We start from the raw sequence: 24,356 nt of genomic DNA, 5'->3' as shown, positions 1-24,356 counted from the left end.
ATATACCCACCTTTTTTGTCATTTACAAAAACAATACGTTAGAAAGTACTTCTATGTTATTTTTTCTCCATTTCGTTAAATAATAAGTAAGAATCAAAACTAATTATAGGAAATTCTAAATTTTTGCGAAACGGAGGTAATAATTATATTTAGAAAACATTATCGTCATATCCTTCGTTATCGAGAGATTGTCAATACGCTAATTAAGCATGGCTTCGGATACTTCTTAGATCAAAGTAAAATGGATAACGTAAATATAATCACGAAATCTCGTGGCGAAAGAATACGTCTCGTATGCGAGGAATTGGGACCGACATTTATTAAACTAGGTCAAATAGCAAGCACACGGCAAGATATTATACCTTTAGATATCATTAATGAATTAGAAAATTTACAAGACCATGTTTCTCCAATCTGCTATCAACAAGTAGAGCATGTGATAAATACAGAATTCTCCATGGACCTATCGAAAATATTCCATTCTTTCGAAGAATTCCCTATGGCTAGTGCCTCTATTGGACAAGTCCATCGGGCTCGACTACATTCTGGACAATGGGTTGCTGTAAAGATTCAACGCCCTAATATTACGGAAATTATTGATGTAGATTTAGAGATATTGAGTGACTTAGCTTTACTCTCTGAAAGGAGAACAGACTGGGGGAAATTTTATCATTTTACCGATTTAGTCAACGAATTCTCCAATTCCTTACGAAATGAATTAAATTATTTACAAGAAGCAAGAAATACAGAAAAAGCAAAGGAAAACCTTCAAAATAAAGGTTTTTCAATTATGATACCTAGTATTCATTGGGAATATACGTCAAAACGAGTTCTGGTTATGGACTTACTTAACGGGAGTAAGATATCGGAGACAACTAATGGCGAAGATATTGCTAAAGAAATTATTGAAGTGATTTTTCACATGATTTTATTTGATGGATTTTTTCATGCTGATCCACATCCTGGTAATTTAATCTTAATAGATAATCAAACAATCGGTTTGATTGATTTTGGTATGGTTGGGAGGATTTCTGAGAAACTTCAACAGGAGTTAATTAATGTAATGATTGGATTAATGCGTAGAAATACAAAAACAATTGTAAAAGCAATCCAAAACATCGGAGTTTTACCAGATTCTATTGATTTGAAACGTTTTTATCAAGATGTAGATGCTTTGCGAGATAAATATTATGAAATCCCTTTTAGTGAGATTTCACTTTCTGAATCAATCCGTGATTTGTTTACCATTTCCAAAAGACATGGAGTCGTTATGCCATCGGAATTTCTTTTATTAGCGAAAGCTCTTATAACCTTAGAGGGGTTGGTTGAAACAATTGCACCTAACATAAATATAGTCCAGATCGCGGAACCAATCGGTAAGAAATACTTCATGAAGAAATATTGTCCTGACAAAATCATAACCAAAGTAGTGGATCAATCATTAGAGTATGGTCAAGTCATCTTAGAAATACCTCTATTAACGAGAGATATTTTACAAAAAGCGAAAGATGGTAAGATAAACCTTCAGATTACAATTCCTAAACTAGATGTCTTTCTTCGCAAATTAGATCGAATTAGTAATCGTCTTAGCTTCTCAATCATTATGTTGTCTTTTAGTATCATCATGGTTGGGCTCATCATCGGCTCTTCAATCGGCGGAAGACGACAAACTTTATTGTGGGAATTACCAGCTATTGAAATTGGATTTGTTGTTGCAGCTATCTTGTTCCTATGGTTAATCACTGCAATATTTCGATCTGGTCGATTTTGAAATTAGAAAAAGTTCCTGTATGGGGTAGATACCTCCGCACAGGAACTTTTTAATTATTGTATTAGTAATGCCTTATTGTATCTGCACATGTTGGACAAAGAGTCGGATGTTCTTCCTTAGTTCCGATCTCTGGTGTTACAATCCAGCATCTTTCACATTCTTGTCCTTCAGCAGAAGATATCAATGCATGTAATCCCTTTAAAGCAATTGCCTTATCAGGTGCCTCTGTGCCAGTTTCATGTACAATAACTTTAGAAACGATAAGCACCTTATCTAAATCTTTAATCGACTTCAGAAGCTGATATACATCTGTTTCTGGATATAAGTCCACTTTGGCCCCGAGTGATTTACCGATAATTTTCTCTTGTCTTGCAATTTCTAATGACTTTAAGATTTCTTCCCTTACTTTTACTACTTGGTCCCACTTCTGCTCAATTGTTTCATCGATTTTTTGAGCATCATATTGCGGCCATTCTGCCATTTGTGGACTTAACTCTTTCATGTTCGGGATATACTTCCAAACCTCTTCTGCAGTATGCGATAGTATTGGAGTTACTAGACGTACAAGGGTCAGTAACACATCATAAATAACAGTTTGTGCAGCTCTTCTTGAGTGGGATTGAGGTGCATTGGTATACAGTCTATCTTTCAGAATATCTAGATAGAATGCACTCAAATCAATAGTACAGAAATTATGAATCGCATGGAACACAATATGAAAATCATAGCGATTATAAGCATTCGTAGTTTTCTCAATTAATCGTTGTAAACGAATACTTGCATATTGATCTATTTCCTCTAATTGATCGTATGGAACCCTATGGTTCTCAACGTTAAAGTCCGATAGATTTCCTAATAAGAATCGGAAAGTATTACGTACTTTGCGATACACTTCACCCATTTGCTGAAGGATGTTCTCTGATATCCTAACATCCGCTTTATATTCTGAAGATGATACCCATAATCTTAAAATGTCGGAGCCCATTTTATCTACAACATCTAATGGATCAATACCATTTCCTAAAGATTTAGACATCTTACGTCCTTCACCATCTACAACCCAACCATGACTAAGTACTGCCTTATAAGGCGCCTGTCCTTTCGTCGCAACAGCAGTAGATAATGATGAGTTAAACCATCCTCTATATTGATCCGAACCTTCTAGGTACAAATCTGTCGGCCAAGCTAGATTCTCCCTTTGACCTGCAACTGCATAGTGACTAGAACCTGAGTCAAACCATACGTCCATAATATCCTGTTCTTTACGGAAAGTAGAATGTCCACAACTGCACTGGTAACCTTCAGGCATAAAGTCTTTTGCTTCTCGTGTCCACCACGATTGTGAACCTTCTTTAGCAAATATCCCCGAAATAATAGATATTGTTTCTTCAGATATCACTTCTTTATTACAAGCTTCACAATACAAGATTGGGATTGGAACGCCCCATACACGTTGTCTAGAAATGCACCAATCACCGCGGTCAGCAATCATATTATGCATACGCTGCTCTCCCCAGCTTGGAACCCATTGAACCTTTTTGATTTCCTCTAGCATTTGTTGTCTAAATCCATCTATAGAGGCAAACCATTGTTCAGTCGCTCGATAAATAACTGGTCCATTACATCTCCAGCAATGCGGATATTGATGTTCGATATCACCTTGTGATAATAATGCACCTACAGATTCAAGCGCTTCAATGACTAACTTATTCCCTTTTGCGTAGTAAGCCCCGGCAAATTGGCCTGCCTCCGCAGTGAAATGACCTTTATTATCAATAGGAGCTAAAATTTCAATATTATATTTTAGTCCCACTTGGTAGTCTTCTACCCCGTGTCCAGGTGCCGTGTGTACGCAACCTGTTCCTTGTTCAATCGTAACATGTTCCCCAAGAATTAACGGTGAGTTTCTATCAAATAGAGGATGCTTTGCGATTATACCTTCCAGCTCAGCACCTTTCCAGATTCCATCCGTTGTGTATTCTTGAATATGATTCGTTTCAACCACAGACTTTACAAGTTCATTCGCAACAATATACTTTTTACCATTCGCGACAATTTGCGTGTATTCTAAATCTGGATGAAGAGCAATCGCCATGTTCGCTGGGATTGTCCATGGAGTTGTTGTCCAAATGACTATAAAGGTATCTGATTCACTGACAATCCCCTTTCCATCCACAATTGGAAACGTCACATAAATGGACTTACTTGTTTTATCTTTATATTCTATTTCTGCTTCTGCTAATGCTGTTTCACAATCAGAACACCAATATACAGGTTTTTTACCCTTATATATATATCCTTTGTTCGCCATATCTCCGAATACTTGAATTTGTGCAGCTTCATATTCTGGCTTTAAAGTAATGTAAGGATTATCCCAATCACCACGTACTCCTAAACGGCGAAACTGGCCTTTTTGTTTTTCTACAAAGGATAGCGCATAATCTTCGCATTTTTTTCTAAAATCTGGAATACCGATAGAATGACGATCGATTTTTTCCTTCTTAATAATCGCATGCTCAATTGGCAAACCATGAGTATCCCACCCTGGAACATATGGTGCATCATATCCTTGCATTGTTTTACATTTTACAATAATATCTTTAAGCACTTTGTTAAGGGCATGACCTAAATGAATATCCCCATTGGCATATGGTGGACCGTCATGTAAGATAAACTTCGGTTTTCCTGCTTGATGTTCTTGCACCTTTTGATACAGGTTTACCTCATCCCACCAGCTTTGTATTTCTGGTTCTTTTTTAGGCAAATTCCCACGCATTGGGAAGTCTGTTAACGGCAAATTCAATAGCTTTCCATATTCCATTTAATTACCCTCCAACTTTTTTTGTAATTCCTTTTTAGTGTGTTATCCATATTATAACGTAAAAAAACCTCATCCCAAAAGGGACGAGGTTGACTCGCGGTACCACCCTAGTACAACTTATCTCAAAACTTCAAACTCGTGCGGTGCACTTATTCTGTCTAGTAGATAAATTACGCTTATGACCTTTAACGCAGGAAACGTCTCTTTCTAATCCTGAATGTTTCAAAAGAGAAGATCTAATGGGTGATTTCAATATATATAATTTGTACTGGCTTCCACTATCCCAGCTCGCTGTGACATTATTACTATATCTACTTGTCCCATGCATTTCATTATTTTTTTTTGATATATTACACAATCTGTATGTTTTTGTCAACTAATCGTTATCTTCTTGATTTGCCCCTATTCGGTCTAAATCATCCCAATCTCCACTATCAATTAATTCTAATTGAGCTTCAATTAAAGACTTTAAACGTATACGATACACTTTCGCTTGATTCTTAAGGTCTTGGACTTCCATCATTGATTTATGAGATTTCATCACAGCTTCATTAATAATGCGATCCGCATTCTTCTCAGCTTCTCTTATAATTAGCTTTGCTTCTTTCTTTGCATTGCCTCTAACTTCTTCTGAAGTCTCATGAGCAACAACGATTGTTTTTTTAAGATTATCCTCAAGTTTCTCGAAATGACTTTGTTTCTCTTCTAAAGTTGCCAATTTGTCATTTAATTGTCTATTTTCTTTTATAAGTGCTTCAAAATCTTTAATTACATGATCGAGAAACTCATTCACTTCATCAATGTCGTAACCGCGTAAAGCGCGCGAAAAATCTTTATTGCTAATATCCAATGGTGTTAATGCCATTGCTCTACACCTCCCATTATCTATCTTAATGAAATTCGACAAATTTCTATAATATCCTGCTTACATAAATCGACCGATTTTTACAGGGATACGTCCTTTTTTGTTTGGTTCACCTATTGCTATAATTTTTATTTTATCTTTGCCCTTTACAGAAATAACGTCATCATTAGCGATTACATGATCTACTTTCTCGCAGACATTCCAATTATATTTCACATAACCTCTTTGAATAACTTCTACCGCTTTATTCCTTGACATTTGATACGCCATTTTAATAATATTGTCCAAGCGCAATGAAGCAACTGTGTTCTCTATATAATGAAATTCTTGCTCTCGTATTGGTAATTCTGAGAAACTAACTTCATGTATTAATGCAGGATATCGATTGACTTGACTTAGATTTAGTTCAATATAATCGGCTATCACAAAGTCTGTAACAACGTATGCACCTGTATTATGTACGACTAAATCACCTATCTTCTCACGTTTAATCCCTAATCCTAAGATAGCTCCTAGGTAATCACCATGCTTAACAAATGAGCTATTTGTAGATAAATCTATAAAAAAGGTACGTATCTGGAAGTCTTCAGCTTCATAGCTCCAGTATTCCGGAAGAAGTAAAGCCCGCTTTCTTTCAGCATTTGGAAAAGCCCCTTGATAGATACATTGTAAATTAGGATAACGATTACAAAGATCTGTGATAATTTTCTGTTTTGATGGATCAACAAAATCCGTTAGTTTACTTTGAACTTGATTGTATACAGTTTCTATACAATGAATCGTGCGCTTAACAAATTCATGATCGTCAGGTTTATAATGGTTAATGAATGAACCTTGCATATGCAGTAATAATTACATGAATCCAATGGTAATCAAGATCCATCGGATAATGGATAATGCACCTACTTGAATAAAATGATACGCTAAAAATGCAATAATTGGTGATACATCCAAGTATCCTCCACCTAAAGATATCGGCGGTATAAAGCCCCGAAACATAGATAAATATGGTTCTGTTAAGTTATATACGGTTTCTCCGAATTTCGTGTGATACAAACTAGGTACCCAAGACATAATGATCCTCGCGATTAAAATATACCAATAAAGCCGGAATAATAATGCTACGATATCTAAGATCGCCAATCGATTCACCCTTTCTAGTTATTAAGCTGCTGTTGCGCCTCTTCTAAAACTTGTGAAATTCTTCCTTCTACTTCGATATTTTCTGGGTAGCATAAGAATATCTGTGGCCCAAGTTTTTGTAAGTTACCTCCTAAAGCATACACAGTTCCACTTAAAAAATCAATAATCCTCCTCTGGTCAGCAATCGTCGATTTGTGTAAATTCACAACAACTGGGTAGGAAAATTTAATTTTATCCGCTATTTCTATAGATTCATCGTAATTTGTTGGTTCAGCTACGATTACTCTCATTTCCTGCTTTACTGGTAGTTTCGTTTGATTCACTTGTTGTTTTCTTGTACGGCTAATTTCCTGTCCTTCATAAGGCTCAGAGTCATAGGAAGTCTTTTTCGATGTATCTTCGTCTGCTAGTCCTAAGAATAAGAATAGCTTATTTAATAGTTCACTCACTAATATTCTCCTCTTCTAATAATATACTCCCTAATCGAATATATGTAGCTCCTTCTTCAATAGCAATATGGAAGTCATTAGACATCCCCATAGACAAATGATCTATTTGGAAATTCGATAAATTCATTAATGATAACTCATCTCGTAATAGTCGTAACGCTTTGAAATGGGGCCTTGTAAGTTCTGGATCGTCATAAAAGGGAGCCATTGTCATCAATCCAATGATCTTTATATTTTCATATGCAGTTAGTGAATTTGCAAAATCAATTACATCTTCACGTGCCACGCCATATTTCGTCTCCTCACCAGAAATATTCACTTGCAAAAAGCAAGGTATTACTTGAGCTAATTTCTTCGCCTGAACATTTACTTCTTCTGCTAGAGATATTCGATCTAGAGAGTGAATACATGCGATATGAGGCAATATATACTTCACCTTATTGCTTTGGAGATGGCCGATGAAATGCCATAAAATCTTATCCTTGATGTAAGTAAGCTTTTCAATTTTAGGCAAAGCTTGTTGTACTTTATTCTCACCAATATTCACTAAGCCGGCTTCTACACAATGCAATACGCCAGTATCATCGGTATACTTAGTAACAGCCACAATCGTAATATCTCCTGGGTCCCTTCCTACCTTACTCGCTGCTACCTTTACTCGCTCTTCAATACGAGAAAGATTGCGAATCACTGGATTGTCGTTCATAGTTTCACCTTTTTCTATTGGTTTTAAAAATTAACGATGCCATTCTACCTGTCTTTCCCTGATCCCTACGATAAGAATAAAATAGATGAGGATTACAATACGTGCAATAGCGGCTCACGATAATGTGACCAGGGAGTATTCCACACCTTTGTAATAGAATTTCATTGGCTTTCCATAAATCTAAATGAAAACGTCCATTAACATTATCTGTACATATTTGATGCAATTCATTCTCTTGAAAAGTTTTTCGAAACTCTTGTATGACCGTATCATCAACTTCATAGCATGATTTACATATTGAAGGCCCAATCGCCGCCTTGATATCTTTGATATTGGAATGAAAGCGGTTAAGAAAATTCTCTACCATTTTGCCCGCAATGTCAAGACAAGTCCCTTTCCAACCTGCATGAGCAAGTCCGACGACCCCTGTCTTACAATCCCATAAGTAGAGCGGTACACAGTCTGCATAGAAGGACATAAGAACAATATCTTGATTCGTAGTAATTAAACCATCACTATTGGGAATTGGAGGGATTTTCTTCATCCCCCGCCCTTTATCTTTCACGTTCACAACTGTTATATAATCACCGTGGATTTGTTGCGATGATATAGCATCCTCAATATGATAGCCGTACATTTCTAATATTTTTCTACGATTTTCCATTACATGTACTTCTTTATCACCTACATGATTCCCCATATTCAATGAATTAAATGGCGATACACTAATACCACCAGATTTACAAGTAAATATCAGATTTATAGTACCTGTGTCAATCGCATCGGAAAGCTCTAAAATATCAATACCTTCTTTTTTCGTTAAAGAAAAATCCATTTTTCTAGCTCCTTTTATTCGTATTTTAAATTCTACCTGTTTTATCCTCTAGAGTAAATAACACTTTCTCTATATCTTGAAAAAACGAAAAAATGCACGCTTTAACAAGCATGCATTCGTCATTTCAATTGTCTATTTCCGGTAATAGGGCCTCGACTTATCTTGGTCAATTTTTATAGTTGTTTTTTCATCAAGAGTAGACGAAAGATCGCTAATTTCTACCAATATTACATCTGTCCCAATTTTTCTTATCCTTTTCCAAGGAATCACGATATCTTGACGGTCATTAAAGAATCCAAACATTCGATTACCAGCAGGAACTATGATTGCTTTTATATAACCTTCATGAAGGTCGAGTTCAAAATCACTGATAATTCCTATTCTTCTACCGTCAACAATGTTAATGACATCTTTTGATTGAAAATCTGATAACTTAACCATTGTATCAGCTCCCCATATCCAATATTACATTATATATGGGAATACCGATTTTTATGCTTTTACACTTTTACGTGCTTTTGCACTTGCTTAATGGCAGCCTTTTCTAGTCTTGAGACTTGAGCTTGAGAGATACCTATTTCTTCAGCTACTTCCATTTGTGTTTTTCCTTCATAGAATCTCATCGATAGAATTTTCTTTTCACGACCTTCTAATCGATGTAATGCTTCATTAAGAGCGATTTCTTCCGTCCAAAAATTATCTTGCTCTCGATCATCCTTGATTTGATCAAGAACAAAGATTGGATCTCCACCATCGTGATAGATTGGTTCGAATATTGATACTGGATCTTGTATTGCATCTAAAGCAAATACAACATCTTCTTTAGGGATATTGAGTACTTCAGATATTTCATACACAGAAGGCTCTCGGGAATTCTTATACGTTAAACTATCTCTCACCTGTAATGCTTGATATGCAATATCCCTTAAAGATCGACTGACTCGTATCGGATTGTTATCCCGCAAATATCGACGAATTTCTCCAATAATCATTGGAACAGCATAGGTTGAAAACTTCACATTCTGGCTTAAATCAAAATTATCGATAGCTTTAATCAAGCCTATACACCCTACTTGAAACAAATCATCAACAAATTCACCACGGTTATTGAACCTTTGTATTACCGACAATACAAGTCTAAGGTTACCACTTATCAACGTTTCCCTCGCAGACGTTTCTCCGCTTTGCAAGCGTATAAACAATCGCTTCATTTCATCATTTTTCAATACAGGAAGTTTTGAAGTATCTACTCCACAGATTTCTACTTTGTTGCGTTTCAAGAAACTCCCTCCCTTGGTTTCCTAATAAAAGGAATTAATTTAATTATGTCCCCAAGGAAAGAAAATATGCAGTTTGAAACCTTTGTGAAGAGAGTACAACTAATCCCGTCAGATTAAGCATTTAAGCATTATTTGCGTATTTTTCGAAAGAAATAATAAGTAATTTAAAGCAATAGAGACTAAATGAAAGATAATTAAATCATTTTGTTAAATTCTTTCTTTAAACGCCCAATTATCCGTTTTTCTAGCCTAGAAATGTATGATTGTGAAATTTCCAGAAGGTCCGCCACATCTTTTTGTGTTTTCTCCTCATGCCCCGATAACCCAAAGCGCATCTCCATTATGACGCGTTCCCTATCTGAAAGTTTGTCTAACGCATTATATAGTAATTTCTTATCAACACGATCTTCTATATTCTTAAATACCGTATCATTTTCAGTTCCTAAAACATCAGATAATAACAATTCATTACCATCCCAATCAACATTCAAAGGTTCATCGAAAGATACTTCTGTACGAATTTTATTATTTTTACGCAAGTACATAAGTATTTCATTTTCTATGCAACGAGATGCATAAGTTGCTAGCTTAATTTTTTTATCTGGATCAAAAGTATTGACTGCTTTAATCAGACCTATTGCACCAATTGATACTAAATCCTCAATGTTAATTCCAGTATTCTCAAATTTTCTAGCTATATAAACTACTAGTCTTAAATTTCTCTCGATGAGCATTGCCTTAACCGATTTATCACCAGTAGATAATTTCTTTAATAAATAGGACTCTTCATCCCTTGAAAGTGGAGGCGGCAAAGTTTCACTACCACCTATGTAATAAATTTCATCTTGTTTCCATCCCAGTAAATTAAGAAGCTGGTAGTATTTAAGTCTGACGAAGTACTTGATTTTCGAGATTAGCATTTTCATATGTTGTTTCCTCCCTTTTTCGTATCTCTCCTTCTAAAAAATCAGGATGAATAATTGCAGAATAATCACCTATAACAGATAAAACCTGCGTAGTAATTCCTATATAACCTTCCTGAAAATCCACTACACCCTCCTTCGTTGTCACTTGAAAGCAATCTGGTTTGAAGGCTAATAAGTATTTATTTTCACTACCCATTCCTCGATAAGGAATAAGTGTAAAATTATCAAAACTTGAGATTTTTTGAAATATACGAGGTAAATCAGCAATATTTAAACTTCCATCAGCATACAATGTATTGACAAATGATGGAATCATGTTTTCTACCTTTTGGTACTCAACAATGGATACCGGTCTTGAACTTATTGGATCTGCTAATTGATTACCAGTATCCAATAAACCGTTAAAGGTATTAACTTTTCCCTTATAATAAATAGTACATGTGTAAATCCATGACTTGCTCTTCAATTGCTTTTTAACATTCTTCCAAAAGCTTCGAAAGCCTAAATATGCAAGTGGTAGTCCAAATACAATTGCTGACACGGTCGTTTCCAAAACCCATACGTTTTGATTTCCAATGCGAATCCACTGGCTTAAAATCTTCTGCTGTGAAAGAAGCATATATTGAACAGCAAAGATTGCACCAGCTGCAATGAAGTTTATGAGATAAAAAGAAACAATTAGCTGTAAAAATGTTTGCCAATTTCTCCAAGAGAATGCGATTCGTATCAGTAAGAAAGAAAATATAATCTTAGCAGCAAAACTAAATAAGTATGGTGATTGATACAAAACCCACGCTGAACCATAGCAAGCTCCTATAACCGCAGCAGAAACCATCCTTAACCATTGGTTCTTGATGTTACGATAATAGGCGGTCATGCACAACAAACTAAGATCAATAATGAAATTAACTAAGAACAGAATATCTAGATATACTGATTCCATAGAACCTCACAGACTTTTCTCAAATTATAATCAATCCTGTAAGTAAAAGTCTGTCATAAATTGTTTAAGAAATCGTTATATTTTTCGACTACTTCTGCTAGTTCACTTGAATATACAAAGATAATATTTCGCTATTAGGCAAGCTTCGCCGAGCCACATAAAAAGTAGAAGCTATTAAAAAAAGAGTCTCTATGAAAGAGACTCTTTTACTAGCTATAGAAATCTTATGACAGGCTATGTCGAAATATGTTAGATATTTTGCCTTTTTCTCATAAATGCAGGAATATCGATGTCAGAATTACTAGAGTCTGTGCTAAAAGGCGTAATACCTTGTAACTTCGATCCAGTAGCAGCACTCGTTCCAGCTTGAGCTTTTCTGCGTGGATAATCTTCATCCATCTGTTCAAATCCAGTAGCAATAGCTGTGACGATAATTTCATCCGTTAAATTCTCATTAATTACAGCACCGAATATAAGATTTACTTCTGGGTCTGAAGCAGATTGTACAATGTCAGCAGCTTCGTTGACTTCAAATAAGCTCAAATTCGTACCACCAGTGATGTTTAGAAGTACTCCTTTAGCTCCTTGGATAGAGGTTTCTAACAACGGACTACAGATTGCCTTTTTCGCAGCTTCCGCAGCACGATTCTCTCCAGTAGCAACTCCTACGCCCATAAGTGCTGAACCACGTTCTGCCATAATAGTCTTTACATCGGCAAAGTCTAAGTTTATCAGACCTGGAATTGCAATTAAATCGGAAATTCCTTGAACCCCTTGTCTTAGAACATTGTCAGCTTCACGGAATGCTTCAAGCATTGGCGTGTTACGATCCACTATCTCTAATAAACGATCATTAGGAATTACAATTAATGTATCTACTTTTTCTTTTAAATTAGCAATTCCAATATTCGCATGGGTTGTTCTGCGTTTACCTTCGAAAGAAAATGGCTTTGTCACAACACCCACTGTTAACGCTCCAATTTCCTTGGCAATTTCCGCAATCACTGGTGCTGCACCAGTTCCAGTTCCTCCGCCCATACCAGCAGTAACGAATACCATATCCGCACCTTTTAATAGATGCTTAATCTCTTCCTTACTCTCTTCTGCGGCCTTCTTACCAACTTCAGGGTTAGCACCTGCTCCAAGACCTCTAGTTAGTTTTTCTCCAATTTGCATTTTATTATTAGCTAGTGAAGATTGAAGAGCTTGTCCATCGGTATTGACTGCTAAGAATTCAACTCCTTGAATCCCTGCTTCAATCATACGATTAACAGCATTACTTCCTCCTCCACCAACACCAATTACTTTAATCTGAGCTAATTGATGAGTATCTACATCAAACTCCAACATAAGTGCGCCCCCTTATTTACCTTTATAAGAAATCCTTAAACCAATCCTTGATCTTTTGAACTAGATTATCCGCTTGCACTCCACTTGGAAGCTTACTGCTTGGCTTATATTTATGATTACGAATAAGTCCTTGTTCCGTAGCATACTTAATAATTCCTACTCCAGTAGTAAAGGTAGAATCTTTTACCCCAAGATAGTTTGGCATTGAAATCTGGACTGGCGCATCAAGTTCAATCTCTGCTAACTCAGCGATTCCCTTCATGTTTGCGACTCCACCAGTGAAGAAGAATCCTGCAGTAATATCATTACTATAGCCAAGCTTATTAATTTCCTTAAGAATAAGCTGCATAATTTCTTGCAATCTTGGCTCAATAATCATAGCCAGTTCTTCTTGATTCAAGTCATATTCCTTTTTCGTGCCTAAACGATTAACTTTGAAAACTTCTTCCTCATCTGCTAGACTCACCAATGCGCAGCCATGCTTCACTTTAATTAACTCTGCATTTTCCATCTCTGTTTTTAACCCATAAGCAATATCATGAGTTAAGTAATTCCCACCCACTGGAATCACAGCAGTACGCACTAAAGCTCCTTTTTCAAAGATAGCAATATTCGCACCACCTGCACCTAAATCTATTAAAATAGCACCGAGTTCTCTTTCATCTTTCTTCAAAGCAATCGTACCGGCAGCCATAGATGCAAGTACGAAATGCGCAACTTGTAAACCAGCCTTTTCCACACAACGTCGAATATTATGTAATATTGTTTTAGAGCCGGTAACAATTGTTGCATTTACTTCTAAACGAACACCTAACATTCCACGTGGATCTTGTATTCCATCTAAACCATCAACAACATACTGCTGAGGAATCACATCAATGATTGCACGCTCCGGTGGTATACTAATCACTTTAGCAGCATTAATGACTCGTTCTACATCTTCTTCTGTGATTTCCTTATCAGGGTTTCCTACAGCTACCACTCCATGAGAAGCAGTAAGTTGAATATGGTTTCCGTTAATTCCTACAAATACAGATTCGATTTGTATGCCTACCATTTGTTCTGCCTTATTGACAGCTTCTTCAATAGATAAAACGGTCTGCTCTATATCAACAATAGCACCATTTTTAATTCCTCGAGATGGCGCAGAACCCACCCCGACGATATGAATTGTGCCATTTTTCGCTTCTCCTATAACAACACGAATTGCTGATGTTCCAATATCTAAACTCACAACGGGGTTCTGTATAGTCAAACAAAGACACCTCCTAACAATAACTACTTGTTTATTTCGCTACAATTTGTCGATTTTCCTTTTTTTTATTAAAAACTATCAAAATTAATTACTATTTTCTTTATTTTTCTCTTCTACATCCTTTTTAAAGTCCTCATACGAAATATACCATATTGCATCTGACATATAAATAACTCCTTCGTCATTCTCAATATGTTCTAAGTCTTCCATAATATCCTTGTATAATAAAAGCTTGTCCTTTAGTTGATTAAGCGGAATATGTAACTCATAACCATCTTTCGTGTAAACGATTACTTCACTAGAATCTTTAACGGATATTTCTGATAGAGAAATCATAACAGGGATAGGAATATCTTTCAACTGATTTGCAATTTTGTAAATATTCGACTCATTGGTGTTCCCAATCAACGGTCTCGACCTTACAAAACTTTGCTGTGCGGTTAAAATCGTACCATCTTCTAATAATGGCAGTAGTGTATGATTCTCTTGATAGATATACCCGACGACTTCTTTCTCTACAACTTTGATTTCTAGTACTCCAGGAAATATAAATGTAGCTTCTACATCTTTCACGGGTCTTAGCTTTACAATCGTTTCCTCAATTTTTCCCGTGTTTACTTTTAGAAAGCTATCTCCTGGAATTACGCGCGTTGCTTGCAAAATCAACTCCTCTGAAACTAGTTCAGTTTCTGATATATTGATCTTGTTAATTTTTGAGAACGGAGAATACAGGAAAACTACGATTGCCAGAATAAGAAAAAATGTTAGTAAAATTAAAGATAACAGCCATTTTTTCTTAGGCTTACTGTTTATTAATAGTTCTCTAGGCGGGTTCCCATCATATTCCTCATAAGGTCTATAAGACATCTTGGTCTCCTTATATGATAGTTTCATTACTGTGTTACATTATACTAGATTTAGAATAAAAAAAACAGCGACATTTAGGCTATGTCGCTGTTTGGGTATTATTTCCTGGTTATATCTGCTCCTAATTTCCTAAACATTCCTTCAATGTTCTCATATCCTCTATCTATATGATACACTGACTCTATTTCCGTCTCTCCTTCAGCAACTAAACCTGCTAATACTAGAGATGCTCCAGCACGTAAATCAGTCGCTTTAACCGTTGAGCCTTGTAATCGTTCAACCCCACGAATAAATGCTAGATTTAAATCAACATTAATCTTAGCGCCCATTCGTAATAATTGTTCCACATGCTTAAAACGCTCTTCAAAGACTGACTCTTTAATAATGCTCGTTCCCTTGGCAATCGTTAGCATCGACATCAACTGTGGCTGCATATCCGTTGGGAAACCTGGATATGGTGCCGTGACAATTCTATCTATTTTATCTAGTTCCTTAGGCCCAATCACACGAATAGAGTGGTCCTTAATAATAACCTCTGCACCTACTTGCTTTAATTTGCTAATTACTGAACTTAGATATACAGGGTTAGCGTTTTCAATTATAACATCCCCGTTTGTCATCGCAGCACCCACCATAATAGTACCTGCAACAATCCGATCAGAGATTACTTCATAATGAATATGTCCTTGATTGCTATTCAACTTGCTCTTACCATAAATTGTTATGCGGTCTGTTCCGGCTCCTTCGATTCTTCCGCCGATGGAGTTTATAAAGTTCGCCAAGTCAATTATTTCTGGTTCTCTAGCAGGGTTGATAATTTCTGTAACACCCTCTGCCATTGATGCTGCCATCATAATATTCTCTGTGGCTCCAACGCTTGGGAAATCTAAATATATATCAGCACCTCGGAGCCTTTTCGCTTCACAATGAATAAATCCATTCACTTCGATGATACTCGCACCTAAAGCTTTCAATCCATTCAAATGTAAGTCAATTCGGCGACTCCCTATGGCACATCCACCAGGCCGCGATACAGTAACACTGCCGTACTTTGCCAAAAGTGGACCCATAAGAAAAATTGAGGAACGCATTTTTCTCATCAATTCGTCAGGTACATTTGTAGTACTGACTTTTGCATTCAAAATATTGACTCTATCATTTTCTTGAACCACTTCCATACCCAGTGATTTCAAGATATTGATCATCGCTTGTATATCCAGTAGATTTGGTACTCCTGATATTGTACAAGGTTCATCAACTAAAACTGAAGCTGCTAGTATCGGTAGCGCCGCATTTTTAGAACCATGTACGCGCAAACTACCTTGTAGCGAGTTCCCACCACGGATGACCAATCTTTCCAAAAAACTCACCTCCACATTACCGCACTCCCATGACCCCTACTAAAACTTTTCTATATTTACGAGTAGAATTTAACTGTATCCCTCAGAAATCGCACCCTGATTCCCTCGTGTATATCATATATTATGTCTAGGCTAATAAAAGGTGTATAAAAAAATAAACATAGAGTAAACTCTATGCTTTTCGAACAAGTTTTAGTATTTCATATGTCATACGGTCTGCAGCTTCTGGCAATCCGAGTTTCTTTGCTGATACTTTTAATTGGGCGATTCTCTGATCATTGCCAACCAGTTCATACACTTTTTGCTTTAAACGCTGGGCCGTTAACCCTTTCTCTTCAATGACAATAGCTGCGCCAGCATTTTCTAAAGCTTTCGCATTGTGATACTGATGGTTATTCGTAACATGTGGTGATGGGATTAAGATAGAAGGAACACCTAAAGATGTGATTTCTGCTAGGAATGTTGCCCCTGCCCGCGCAATTACTAAATCTGCACTGGCTAACACTTCTGGCATATTATAGACGAAAGGAAGTCTTATTACATTCTTTGAGATATCTACAGCTTTTTGCGTTTTATTTATTTTGTCGAAATGCACACTACCCGTAACAAATAGCACTTGAAAAGGCAAATCTATATCTGTGGTAAGCCAACCCTCAACAGCTTCATTGATTGCCCTCGCCCCACGACTTCCACCTACTACAATGACAAGCGGCAGTATACTACTTAGCCCTAATGACTCTACGCCTTTTTGGGGATCTGCATGAATCACTTCCGTTGCTCTTGGATTCCCTGTAAGTACTACCTTCTTAGCTTTTGGAAATTGCTCTAAACTTTCTGGGAAGCTTACTGCAACTACATCTATAAAACGTGATAGAAATTTATTTGTTAACCCTGGTATTGCGTTTTGTTCGTGAATCATCGTTGGTAAACCCATGCGACTAGCTGTATAGACGATAGGGCCAGACACATAACCACCAGTTCCAACTACTACGTCAGGTTTAAATGTCTGAATGATTTGTTTTGCTTTCCTACATGCAGCTAAGAATTGATACACAGTCTTAAAATTAGTAAGTGATAAAGAGCGTTTAAAACCCGATACCTCTACATGCATCATTGGCATCCCTGCTTTTGGAACGATATCTGCCTCTAATCCTTTAGAAGTACCTACATATAAAAACTCTGTTTGAGGAACTTGTTTTTTAATATGATTTGCTAAAGATAATGCAGGGTAGATATGACCACCTGTTCCCCCACCAGTTAATAACACGCGCATTCGCTTCACCTACCTAGAATATTTCGATATATTCAGCAGCACCCCAATACTACATAGCATTAGCACTAATGAAGAGCCTCCATAGCTAATAAAAGGCAAAGTAATCCCTGTAACGGGAAATGATCCTGTAACAACACCGATATTGATAATGACTTGAACTGCCACCATTCCAGTAATACCTGTCGCTAAAAAGGTCCCAAATAAGTCTGGTGCAGTGATTGCTACTCTCATTCCACGCCATATCAATAATATGAATAAGCATATCACTAATGACCCACCAATAAAACCCAATTCTTCTGCTAATATAGAAAAAATAAAGTCCGTTTGAGGTTCTGGCAAATAAAAGAATTTCTGCCTAGAACGTCCTAATCCTAACCCCATTAGCCCCCCAGGTCCAATAGCATATAGGGATTGTATAATGTGATAGCCAGTATTCAATGGATCGCCCCAAGGATCCAAAAACGACGTTAAACGCTTAATTCGATAAGGAGCAATAAACACTAACGCAACAAATGCAGGAACGGCTAAAGATGCGATACCAAATAAGTGCTTTAATTTAGCTCCAGCTGTAAAGATTATAATCATTCCAGTTAGAAACAATACACTCCCTGTTCCTAAATCTGGCTGAAGCATAATAATTCCAAACGTCATTACACAGATACCAAGTGGTGGAAGAAACCCACGTTTAAAGTCAGTAATCTTATCTTGATTTCTAGATAGCCAATAGGACAAAAATATAATTGTTCCTAATTTAGCAAATTCCGCAGGCTGTAAAGACATAAATCCAAGATCAATCCAACTTCTTGCACCATTGCGCACAGATCCAATGCCCGGTATTAACACAATCAGAAGGAAGAAATAGCATCCTATTAGAATTTTTGGAGCTAGGCTTTGCCACTTCCAATAATCATATTTCATGATACCTAACATCGCTATGACTCCAATAATTGCCCATAACAATTGTCGCTTCGCAAAATAAAAACTATCTCCAGAATTCGCCAAAGACAAGACAGCGCTAGAACTATAGACAACAATTACTCCTATACCTAATAATGCCACGGTTACCATGACAATAAGATAATCAGGAGTGGGTTTTTCATTTCCCATAGATAATGCCTCCCAGTAATAATATCCTTGTCTATATTTCATTCGGAGATAGCTGAAAATATGCTAATTTTTAATTTTCGTAAATATATTTTTTAAACATAGCCCCCCGAACTTCAAAGGAAGTGAACATATCCCAGCTTGCACAAGCTGGCGACAAAAGTACGATGTCATTCGGATTTGCTATGGCTTTTGCCTGTTCAACAGCCTCCTTTAAATCATTGACATGAAATACGTGATTGATACCTGCTTGAGTAGCAGTTTTGGATAACTTTTGCGCTGTTTGTCCAAATACAATTAATGATTGCACACAGTTCCTAAAAGTTGATTCAATTTCATCGAAGTCGTTCCCACGATCCAAACCGCCGGCAATCAGTATCACCTTTTGCTCGAACGCTTCTAGAGCACGAGTCGTCGCTTGTTGATTGGTAGCTTTGGAGTCATTATAGAACTTGACTCCTTCAAAATTCCCTACAAATTCTAATCGATGCTCTACACCTCTAAATGTCATTAAGGTATTACGTATAATCGCTGGTGATACACCCTTTACGATAGCAATCGCACTGGCAAATAACGCATTTTCCACATTATGCTGTCCAGGAATATTGATTTCTTGTATATCACAAATAGGAACCTTGCGCTCGTCTGAACGATACACAAGTTCATGATTGTCAATTGTAATCCCGTATTGCTTTGACTGCTTACGGCTACACCACAATACTTCCGCTTTTGTGTGTTTTGCAATTTCAGTAAAAATTGCTTGATCCGCGTTAAGAATGGCAAAATCATTTTTTGTTTGGTTTCGTAAAATATTACTTTTTGCCTTTATGTATTCTTCCATAGTCTTGTGATAATCTAAGTGTGTTTCATAAATGTTGATAATTGCAGCAATCTGCGGATGGAAATGTTCAATTCCTTGTAGTTGAAAACTACTCAGCTCAAGTACAATAGGAGCCGTGATTACAGGACTCTCCGCCTTAAGAACCATATCTGATAACGGAATACCAATGTTCCCGCCCACTAATGGATGTAATTCTGCATTTTTCAGGATTTCTCCCGTTAATGATGTAGTAGTGGTTTTACCGTTACTGCCTGTAATTCCAATAAACTCTCCTGATACCATTTGATATGCCAATTCAATTTCCGTAATAATCGGTACATGATGCCGAATCGCCTTTTGAATAGGCTCAATATGATACGGTATACCTGGGTTTTTTACAATCATATCTATGTTCGATTGAAATAATGCATCCGGATGATGACCGACTATTATCTCAATTCCAAGATCTTTTAATTCTTGTACTTCTTTTTCTACTTGTTCGAAAGGTTTGCTGTCATTCACCACTACTTTTGCACCAACTCTATGTAGTAGTTTTGCCGCAGCCATACCACTTTTCCCGAGTCCTAATACAACCACTTGTTTCCCTTTATATGTATTCATAGCACTACACCTCTTACAACTTAGTTTGTATCATTAGCCCTAGTAACGCAGTTACTAACGTGAAGCCCCAAAAAGTAATAACCACTCTCCACTCAGACCAGCCACCTAACTCATAATGATGATGGATCGGACTCATACGAAATAGACGAATTCTCTTCCATTTGAAAAATATAACTTGCAATATAACAGACATTGCTTCAATTACAAATATTAAGCCTATAATGCCTAATAAGATTTCTGTTTTTGTTAAGATTGCAATTCCTGCTAGGGCACCGCCGAGCGCTAGTGAGCCAGTATCCCCCATAAAAACTTTTGCAGGATGTGCATTAAATAATAAAAATCCTAAGCAAGCACCAACAACAGAAGCGGAGAATATTGCCACTTCAAATTGACTTAAATAGATTGCCATCAATGCAAAGGTAGTAAATACAATACTACCTATACCAGATAATAATCCGTCTAAACCATCCGTAATATTCACAGCATTCGTCGTGCCAATCATGATAAAAATAACAAACGGAAAATACATCCAGCCTAACTCAAAGCCAAATGAAGTTCCAGGAATATAAATTGCCGTGTCATGATTCATCTGAATTAAAAACCAATAAAAAATAGTAGCTAGTATGATTTGAGCTACTAACTTTTGTTTTGCTGTTAAACCAAGATTTCTCTTCATAACAACTTTAATATAATCATCGATAAATCCTATAAGTCCGTATCCAATAGTAACTAACGCTAATAAGAAAAGAGTAATTGATTTATTTGCAAATTGCAAAGACGTAAGGGATAGAGCAATAACAATCATTACTCCTCCCATCGTCGGTGTGCCTGCTTTTAGTAAGTGCTTTTGAGGTCCTTCCTCTCTTATACTCTGACCAAATTTTAAACGTTTTAAGATAGGGATTACAATAGGGCCTAATATAGCTGTAATTATTGTTGAAACCAAGACTGCGACCACTACAATATGATAATCCAAAATCAGCCCTCCCCATTCTCCGATAATACTTCTTTCGTAAATGCTATAAACCTCTCCAATTTCATTCCTCTAGATCCTTTTAATAAAAGTATGCATCCATTCGATAATTCAGTTTTAACTCTTTCAATTAGTGAATCTTCTGTCCCGTTTGGATAATATTCTGCACCATTAATAACTGAACTAAAGTACTTTGCATCATTCCCATAACACAATACAACATCGATAGGTAATGAGTTTGTGTATTCCCCAATATCTTTATGGAATTGCTTTGCATACTCTCCAAGCTCCAGCATATCACCTAACAATACTACTTTTTTCAACGGTTCAGATAATTGAGCAATATAAGTTAAAGCTGCTTTTGTTGAAGTTGGGCTTGAATTATATGCATCATTGATAATATAGGAATTCTGATAACGAGAAATATCCATACGCATCGGCGTACGATTTGCTTCCATCAGGCCTTTTTGAATCTTGTCAATTGAGACACCCATCAACAACCCAGTTACAAATGCCACTAAAGAATTATATATATTATGTTGTCCTGGCTCTCGAGTCGTAATGGTAGCAAATTTTTCATTATTATTCTGAATTACATCAAATATAGTTTCAGCACCAATAAGATGGCTTTGAGAATTTACAATCTTTGCGCAGTATTGAGCATTCTCATTATTCACTGCATAACGTATAAATTGAATCGGATGTTCAGCAGGGAACTCAGCGATTAATTCTTCAATAATTGCATCATCACCATTGACGAGAGCAATCCCAGCTTGCATATTTTCTAGTAGCTCAAATTTAGCTTTACCGATATTTTTTCTACTTCCGAGATTCTCAATATGACTTTCTCCAATGTTCGTTACAATCCCAATGTCTGGCGATGCAATTTTGGACAGTAAAGCTATCTCGCCGAAACCACTCATACCCATTTCAACCACTGCTATTTCATCTTGACTTGTAAGGGACAACAACGTTAGTGGTACACCTATATGATTATTTAGATTACCTTTTGTTTGAAATACCTGATATTTTTGTCTTAGAACACTTGCTACTAAGTCCTTGGTTGTTGTCTTTCCGTTGCTTCCAGTAATTCCAATGACTTGAATATCTAGTGATTTTCTATATTGGTGTGCAAAATTCTGTAGAGCTTGTAAGGTATCGTTTACTAATATATATATACCTGAAATTTGCGGAACAACAATGCTTTGATCCCAAAATGTTACAATACAACCACGATTATATGCAACTTGACGGTAATCATGACCGTTAAATTTTTCTCCAATCAATGGAACGAACAACTGATTCTTTTCTGCCGTTCGAGTATCTGTACTAACACCATTAATCGTTAATTCTAATAATTTGTCGTCATTCATCATGAACGATTGTTGATTGACCGTTTGTATTTGCTCTTGGTCGATGTTCAATAAATTAATGAGCCCTTGTAGGGTTAGCAGCATGTGTCTCGCTTCCTCCTACCCATTTGAATTTCTTTTCACCAGGATGGCTTGTTTAGCGACCAACCGGTCATCATAGTCTGATTTAATTTTACCAATAATCTGATAGGTTTCATGGCCCTTACCAGCAATTAATATTATATCACCTGATTCTGCCATGTTGACCGCATATTCAATCGCTTCTGTTCTGTCTTCTATACGGATATATGAATCTCTGGCAGCATCAGCAAACGCTACCATCACATCATCTAAGATCAATGTAGGGTTTTCCGTCCTTGGATTATCCGAAGTGACAATCGTAAAGTCAGAATACTCACGTGCTACTGCACCCATTAGTGGACGCTTGGAGCGGTCGCGATCTCCACCACATCCAAAAACAGTAATCACACGTTTTTGTGCAAACTCTTGGATGGTTTTCAAAACGTTTTCCAAACTATCAGATGTATGGGCGTAATCAACAAGAACTGTAAAATCCTGCCCAACATCCACTTTTTCAAATCTACCGTCTACGCTCGTAACACTCTCTATGCTAGTAATTATATTCGATAAAGGAATCCCTTCTAATAAACACACAGAGATTGCTGTCAGTGCATTATATACGCTAAATTTTCCTGTCATCTTCATTTGTACTTCCATTGATGCTTCTACTGTGTGAAGAACAAACGATACACCTTCGGGTTGAATATTTAAATTAGTAGCACTCACATCGGCAGGCTTTTCAATTCCGTAAGATAATACTTGTGCTACTGTTGCCAACTTGAATTCTTCATAACAATCATCATCCGCGTTTAAGACAGCATATTTCTGACCTTTATCAAATGAATATGTGTTGCCTAATCTGCTGAATAATTTCGCTTTTGCGCGCTTATATTCATCCATATCTTTATGAAAGTCCAGATGGTCTTGCGTGAGATTCGTGAATCCAGCGATATCAAAATCGCATCCTGCCACCCGCCCTAATTCTAAAGCATGCGAAGATACTTCAATAATTGCTGTATCAACCCCTGCTACTACCATTCTATGAAAACTTTCCTGTAAAGTAATAGGTTCTGGAGTCGTATTTTCTACTGAATAACGCTCGTCACCAATACGCATCTCTATGGTTCCAATCACACCAGTTTTAAGACTATAATCTTTCATTATTTTTTCTATCAGATAGGTTGTCGTTGTCTTTCCATTCGTGCCTGTAATTCCTATCAGTTTTAACTTCCTTGTTGGTTGACCATAAAACCTATCCGCGATAAGTGGCAAGATTTGCGATGTGTTAGGTACTACAATTTGTAAAACTGGAATATCTAGCTGTCGCTCACAAAGAATTGCTATGGCGCCTTTTTGGACTGCTTGTGCAGCAAAATCATGCCCATCTACAGTATGACCTGGTACACAGGCAAATAAACTACCAGATTCGACTTTCCTAGAGTCTGAAGTAATTTGCGTAATCGTAACATGATCGATATTATCTGTATTAAAAAACTTCTTATGTAATACTGGTTGAAACAAATCAGATATCTTCATGTTTCTACCTCCCAAATTTACTAA

The 24,356-nt window shown here is 36.7% G+C and carries 22 protein-coding genes and 1 other annotated feature; of the genes, 1 reads left to right on the top strand and 21 read right to left on the bottom strand.

The annotated features are described in order from the left end of the window. Positions 1–241: 241 nt before the first annotated feature. Positions 242–1,771 (top strand): ABC1 kinase family protein, encoded by a 1,530-nt coding sequence (locus tag BHU72_RS11765; protein ID WP_083248438.1) that lies wholly within the window; start codon positions 242–244, stop codon positions 1,769–1,771. 61 nt (positions 1,772–1,832) lie between these two features. Here BHU72_RS11765 and ileS read toward each other — a convergent pair whose 3' ends face one another. The 21 genes from ileS to BHU72_RS11660 form a co-directional block, all read right to left on the bottom strand. Further along, positions 1,833–4,592 (bottom strand): isoleucine--tRNA ligase, encoded by a 2,760-nt coding sequence (gene ileS, locus BHU72_RS11760; protein WP_069702825.1) that lies wholly within the window; start codon positions 4,590–4,592, stop codon positions 1,833–1,835. Between the two features lie 76 nt (positions 4,593–4,668). After that, positions 4,669–4,929: a binding site (T-box leader), on the bottom strand. Positions 4,930–4,968: 39 nt separating this feature from the next. Further along, positions 4,969–5,457: a DivIVA domain-containing protein gene (locus tag BHU72_RS11755; RefSeq protein WP_069702824.1), complete on the bottom strand. Its 489-nt coding sequence runs from the start codon at positions 5,455–5,457 to the stop codon at positions 4,969–4,971. A gap of 60 nt (positions 5,458–5,517) precedes the next feature. Further along, a complete protein-coding gene (locus tag BHU72_RS11750; protein WP_069702823.1) occupies positions 5,518–6,297 on the bottom strand; it encodes a YlmH family RNA-binding protein in 780 nt (259 codons plus the stop codon). 12 nt (positions 6,298–6,309) lie between these two features. Further along, positions 6,310–6,609, bottom strand: a complete 300-nt coding sequence (locus tag BHU72_RS11745) for a YggT family protein (protein WP_301553532.1) — start codon at positions 6,607–6,609, stop codon at positions 6,310–6,312. Positions 6,610–6,614: 5 nt separating this feature from the next. Continuing rightward, positions 6,615–7,049, bottom strand: a complete 435-nt coding sequence (locus tag BHU72_RS11740) for a cell division protein SepF (RefSeq protein ID WP_069702821.1) — start codon at positions 7,047–7,049, stop codon at positions 6,615–6,617. Continuing rightward, on the bottom strand, positions 7,042–7,755 hold the full coding sequence (locus BHU72_RS11735) for a YggS family pyridoxal phosphate-dependent enzyme (protein ID WP_069702820.1): 714 nt from the start codon (positions 7,753–7,755) through the stop codon (positions 7,042–7,044). Before BHU72_RS11735 ends, BHU72_RS11740 begins: the two co-directional genes overlap by 8 nt. A 4-nt stretch (positions 7,756–7,759) precedes the next feature. Beyond that, the gene (pgeF, locus tag BHU72_RS11730; protein WP_069702819.1) at positions 7,760–8,590 is read right to left on the bottom strand and encodes a peptidoglycan editing factor PgeF; all 831 of its coding nucleotides are present in this window, start codon (positions 8,588–8,590) and stop codon (positions 7,760–7,762) included. A 132-nt stretch (positions 8,591–8,722) separates the two neighbouring features. Beyond that, a complete protein-coding gene (locus BHU72_RS11725; RefSeq protein WP_069702818.1) occupies positions 8,723–9,031 on the bottom strand; it encodes a YlmC/YmxH family sporulation protein in 309 nt (102 codons plus the stop codon). Between the two features lie 59 nt (positions 9,032–9,090). After that, positions 9,091–9,870, bottom strand: coding sequence for an RNA polymerase sporulation sigma factor SigG (gene sigG, locus BHU72_RS11720; protein ID WP_069702817.1), 780 nt, complete (start codon positions 9,868–9,870; stop codon positions 9,091–9,093). Between the two features lie 194 nt (positions 9,871–10,064). Then, entirely contained in the window at positions 10,065–10,796 is a 732-nt protein-coding gene (gene sigE, locus BHU72_RS11715) for an RNA polymerase sporulation sigma factor SigE (RefSeq protein ID WP_176720474.1), read from the bottom strand. Beyond that, positions 10,753–11,739, bottom strand: a complete 987-nt coding sequence (gene spoIIGA / locus BHU72_RS11710) for a sigma-E processing peptidase SpoIIGA (RefSeq protein ID WP_069702816.1) — start codon at positions 11,737–11,739, stop codon at positions 10,753–10,755. The genes sigE and spoIIGA overlap by 44 nt, the downstream gene beginning before the upstream one ends. 249 nt (positions 11,740–11,988) lie before the next feature. Further along, on the bottom strand, positions 11,989–13,089 hold the full coding sequence (gene ftsZ, locus BHU72_RS11705) for a cell division protein FtsZ (RefSeq protein ID WP_069702815.1): 1,101 nt from the start codon (positions 13,087–13,089) through the stop codon (positions 11,989–11,991). Between the two features lie 22 nt (positions 13,090–13,111). Then, a complete protein-coding gene (gene ftsA / locus BHU72_RS11700) occupies positions 13,112–14,344 on the bottom strand; it encodes a cell division protein FtsA (protein ID WP_069702814.1) in 1,233 nt (410 codons plus the stop codon). A gap of 84 nt (positions 14,345–14,428) precedes the next feature. Then, positions 14,429–15,211, bottom strand: a complete 783-nt coding sequence (locus BHU72_RS11695; RefSeq protein ID WP_069702813.1) for a cell division protein FtsQ/DivIB — start codon at positions 15,209–15,211, stop codon at positions 14,429–14,431. 98 nt (positions 15,212–15,309) lie between these two features. Then, entirely contained in the window at positions 15,310–16,572 is a 1,263-nt protein-coding gene (gene murA, locus BHU72_RS11690) for a UDP-N-acetylglucosamine 1-carboxyvinyltransferase (RefSeq protein WP_069702812.1), read from the bottom strand. 172 nt (positions 16,573–16,744) lie between these two features. Beyond that, positions 16,745–17,845, bottom strand: a complete 1,101-nt coding sequence (gene murG, locus BHU72_RS11685) for an undecaprenyldiphospho-muramoylpentapeptide beta-N-acetylglucosaminyltransferase (RefSeq protein ID WP_069702811.1) — start codon at positions 17,843–17,845, stop codon at positions 16,745–16,747. A gap of 9 nt (positions 17,846–17,854) precedes the next feature. Beyond that, positions 17,855–18,952, bottom strand: a complete 1,098-nt coding sequence (gene spoVE, locus BHU72_RS11680) for a stage V sporulation protein E (RefSeq protein WP_069702810.1) — start codon at positions 18,950–18,952, stop codon at positions 17,855–17,857. A gap of 70 nt (positions 18,953–19,022) precedes the next feature. Next, positions 19,023–20,390, bottom strand: a complete 1,368-nt coding sequence (murD, locus tag BHU72_RS11675) for a UDP-N-acetylmuramoyl-L-alanine--D-glutamate ligase (RefSeq protein WP_069702809.1) — start codon at positions 20,388–20,390, stop codon at positions 19,023–19,025. 13 nt (positions 20,391–20,403) lie between these two features. Further along, entirely contained in the window at positions 20,404–21,366 is a 963-nt protein-coding gene (gene mraY, locus BHU72_RS11670) for a phospho-N-acetylmuramoyl-pentapeptide-transferase (RefSeq protein WP_218076137.1), read from the bottom strand. A gap of 2 nt (positions 21,367–21,368) precedes the next feature. Further along, positions 21,369–22,820, bottom strand: coding sequence for a UDP-N-acetylmuramoyl-tripeptide--D-alanyl-D-alanine ligase (locus BHU72_RS11665; RefSeq protein WP_069702807.1), 1,452 nt, complete (start codon positions 22,818–22,820; stop codon positions 21,369–21,371). Between the two features lie 15 nt (positions 22,821–22,835). After that, positions 22,836–24,332, bottom strand: a complete 1,497-nt coding sequence (locus BHU72_RS11660; protein ID WP_069702806.1) for a UDP-N-acetylmuramoyl-L-alanyl-D-glutamate--2,6-diaminopimelate ligase — start codon at positions 24,330–24,332, stop codon at positions 22,836–22,838. Between the last annotated feature and the right edge of the window lie 24 nt (positions 24,333–24,356).

Origin of the sequence: Desulfuribacillus stibiiarsenatis (genome assembly GCF_001742305.1) — a bacterium.
Classification (GTDB): Bacteria; Bacillota; Bacilli; order Desulfuribacillales; family Desulfuribacillaceae; genus Desulfuribacillus_A; species Desulfuribacillus_A stibiiarsenatis.
This window is presented reverse-complemented; position numbering and strand designations above follow the sequence as displayed.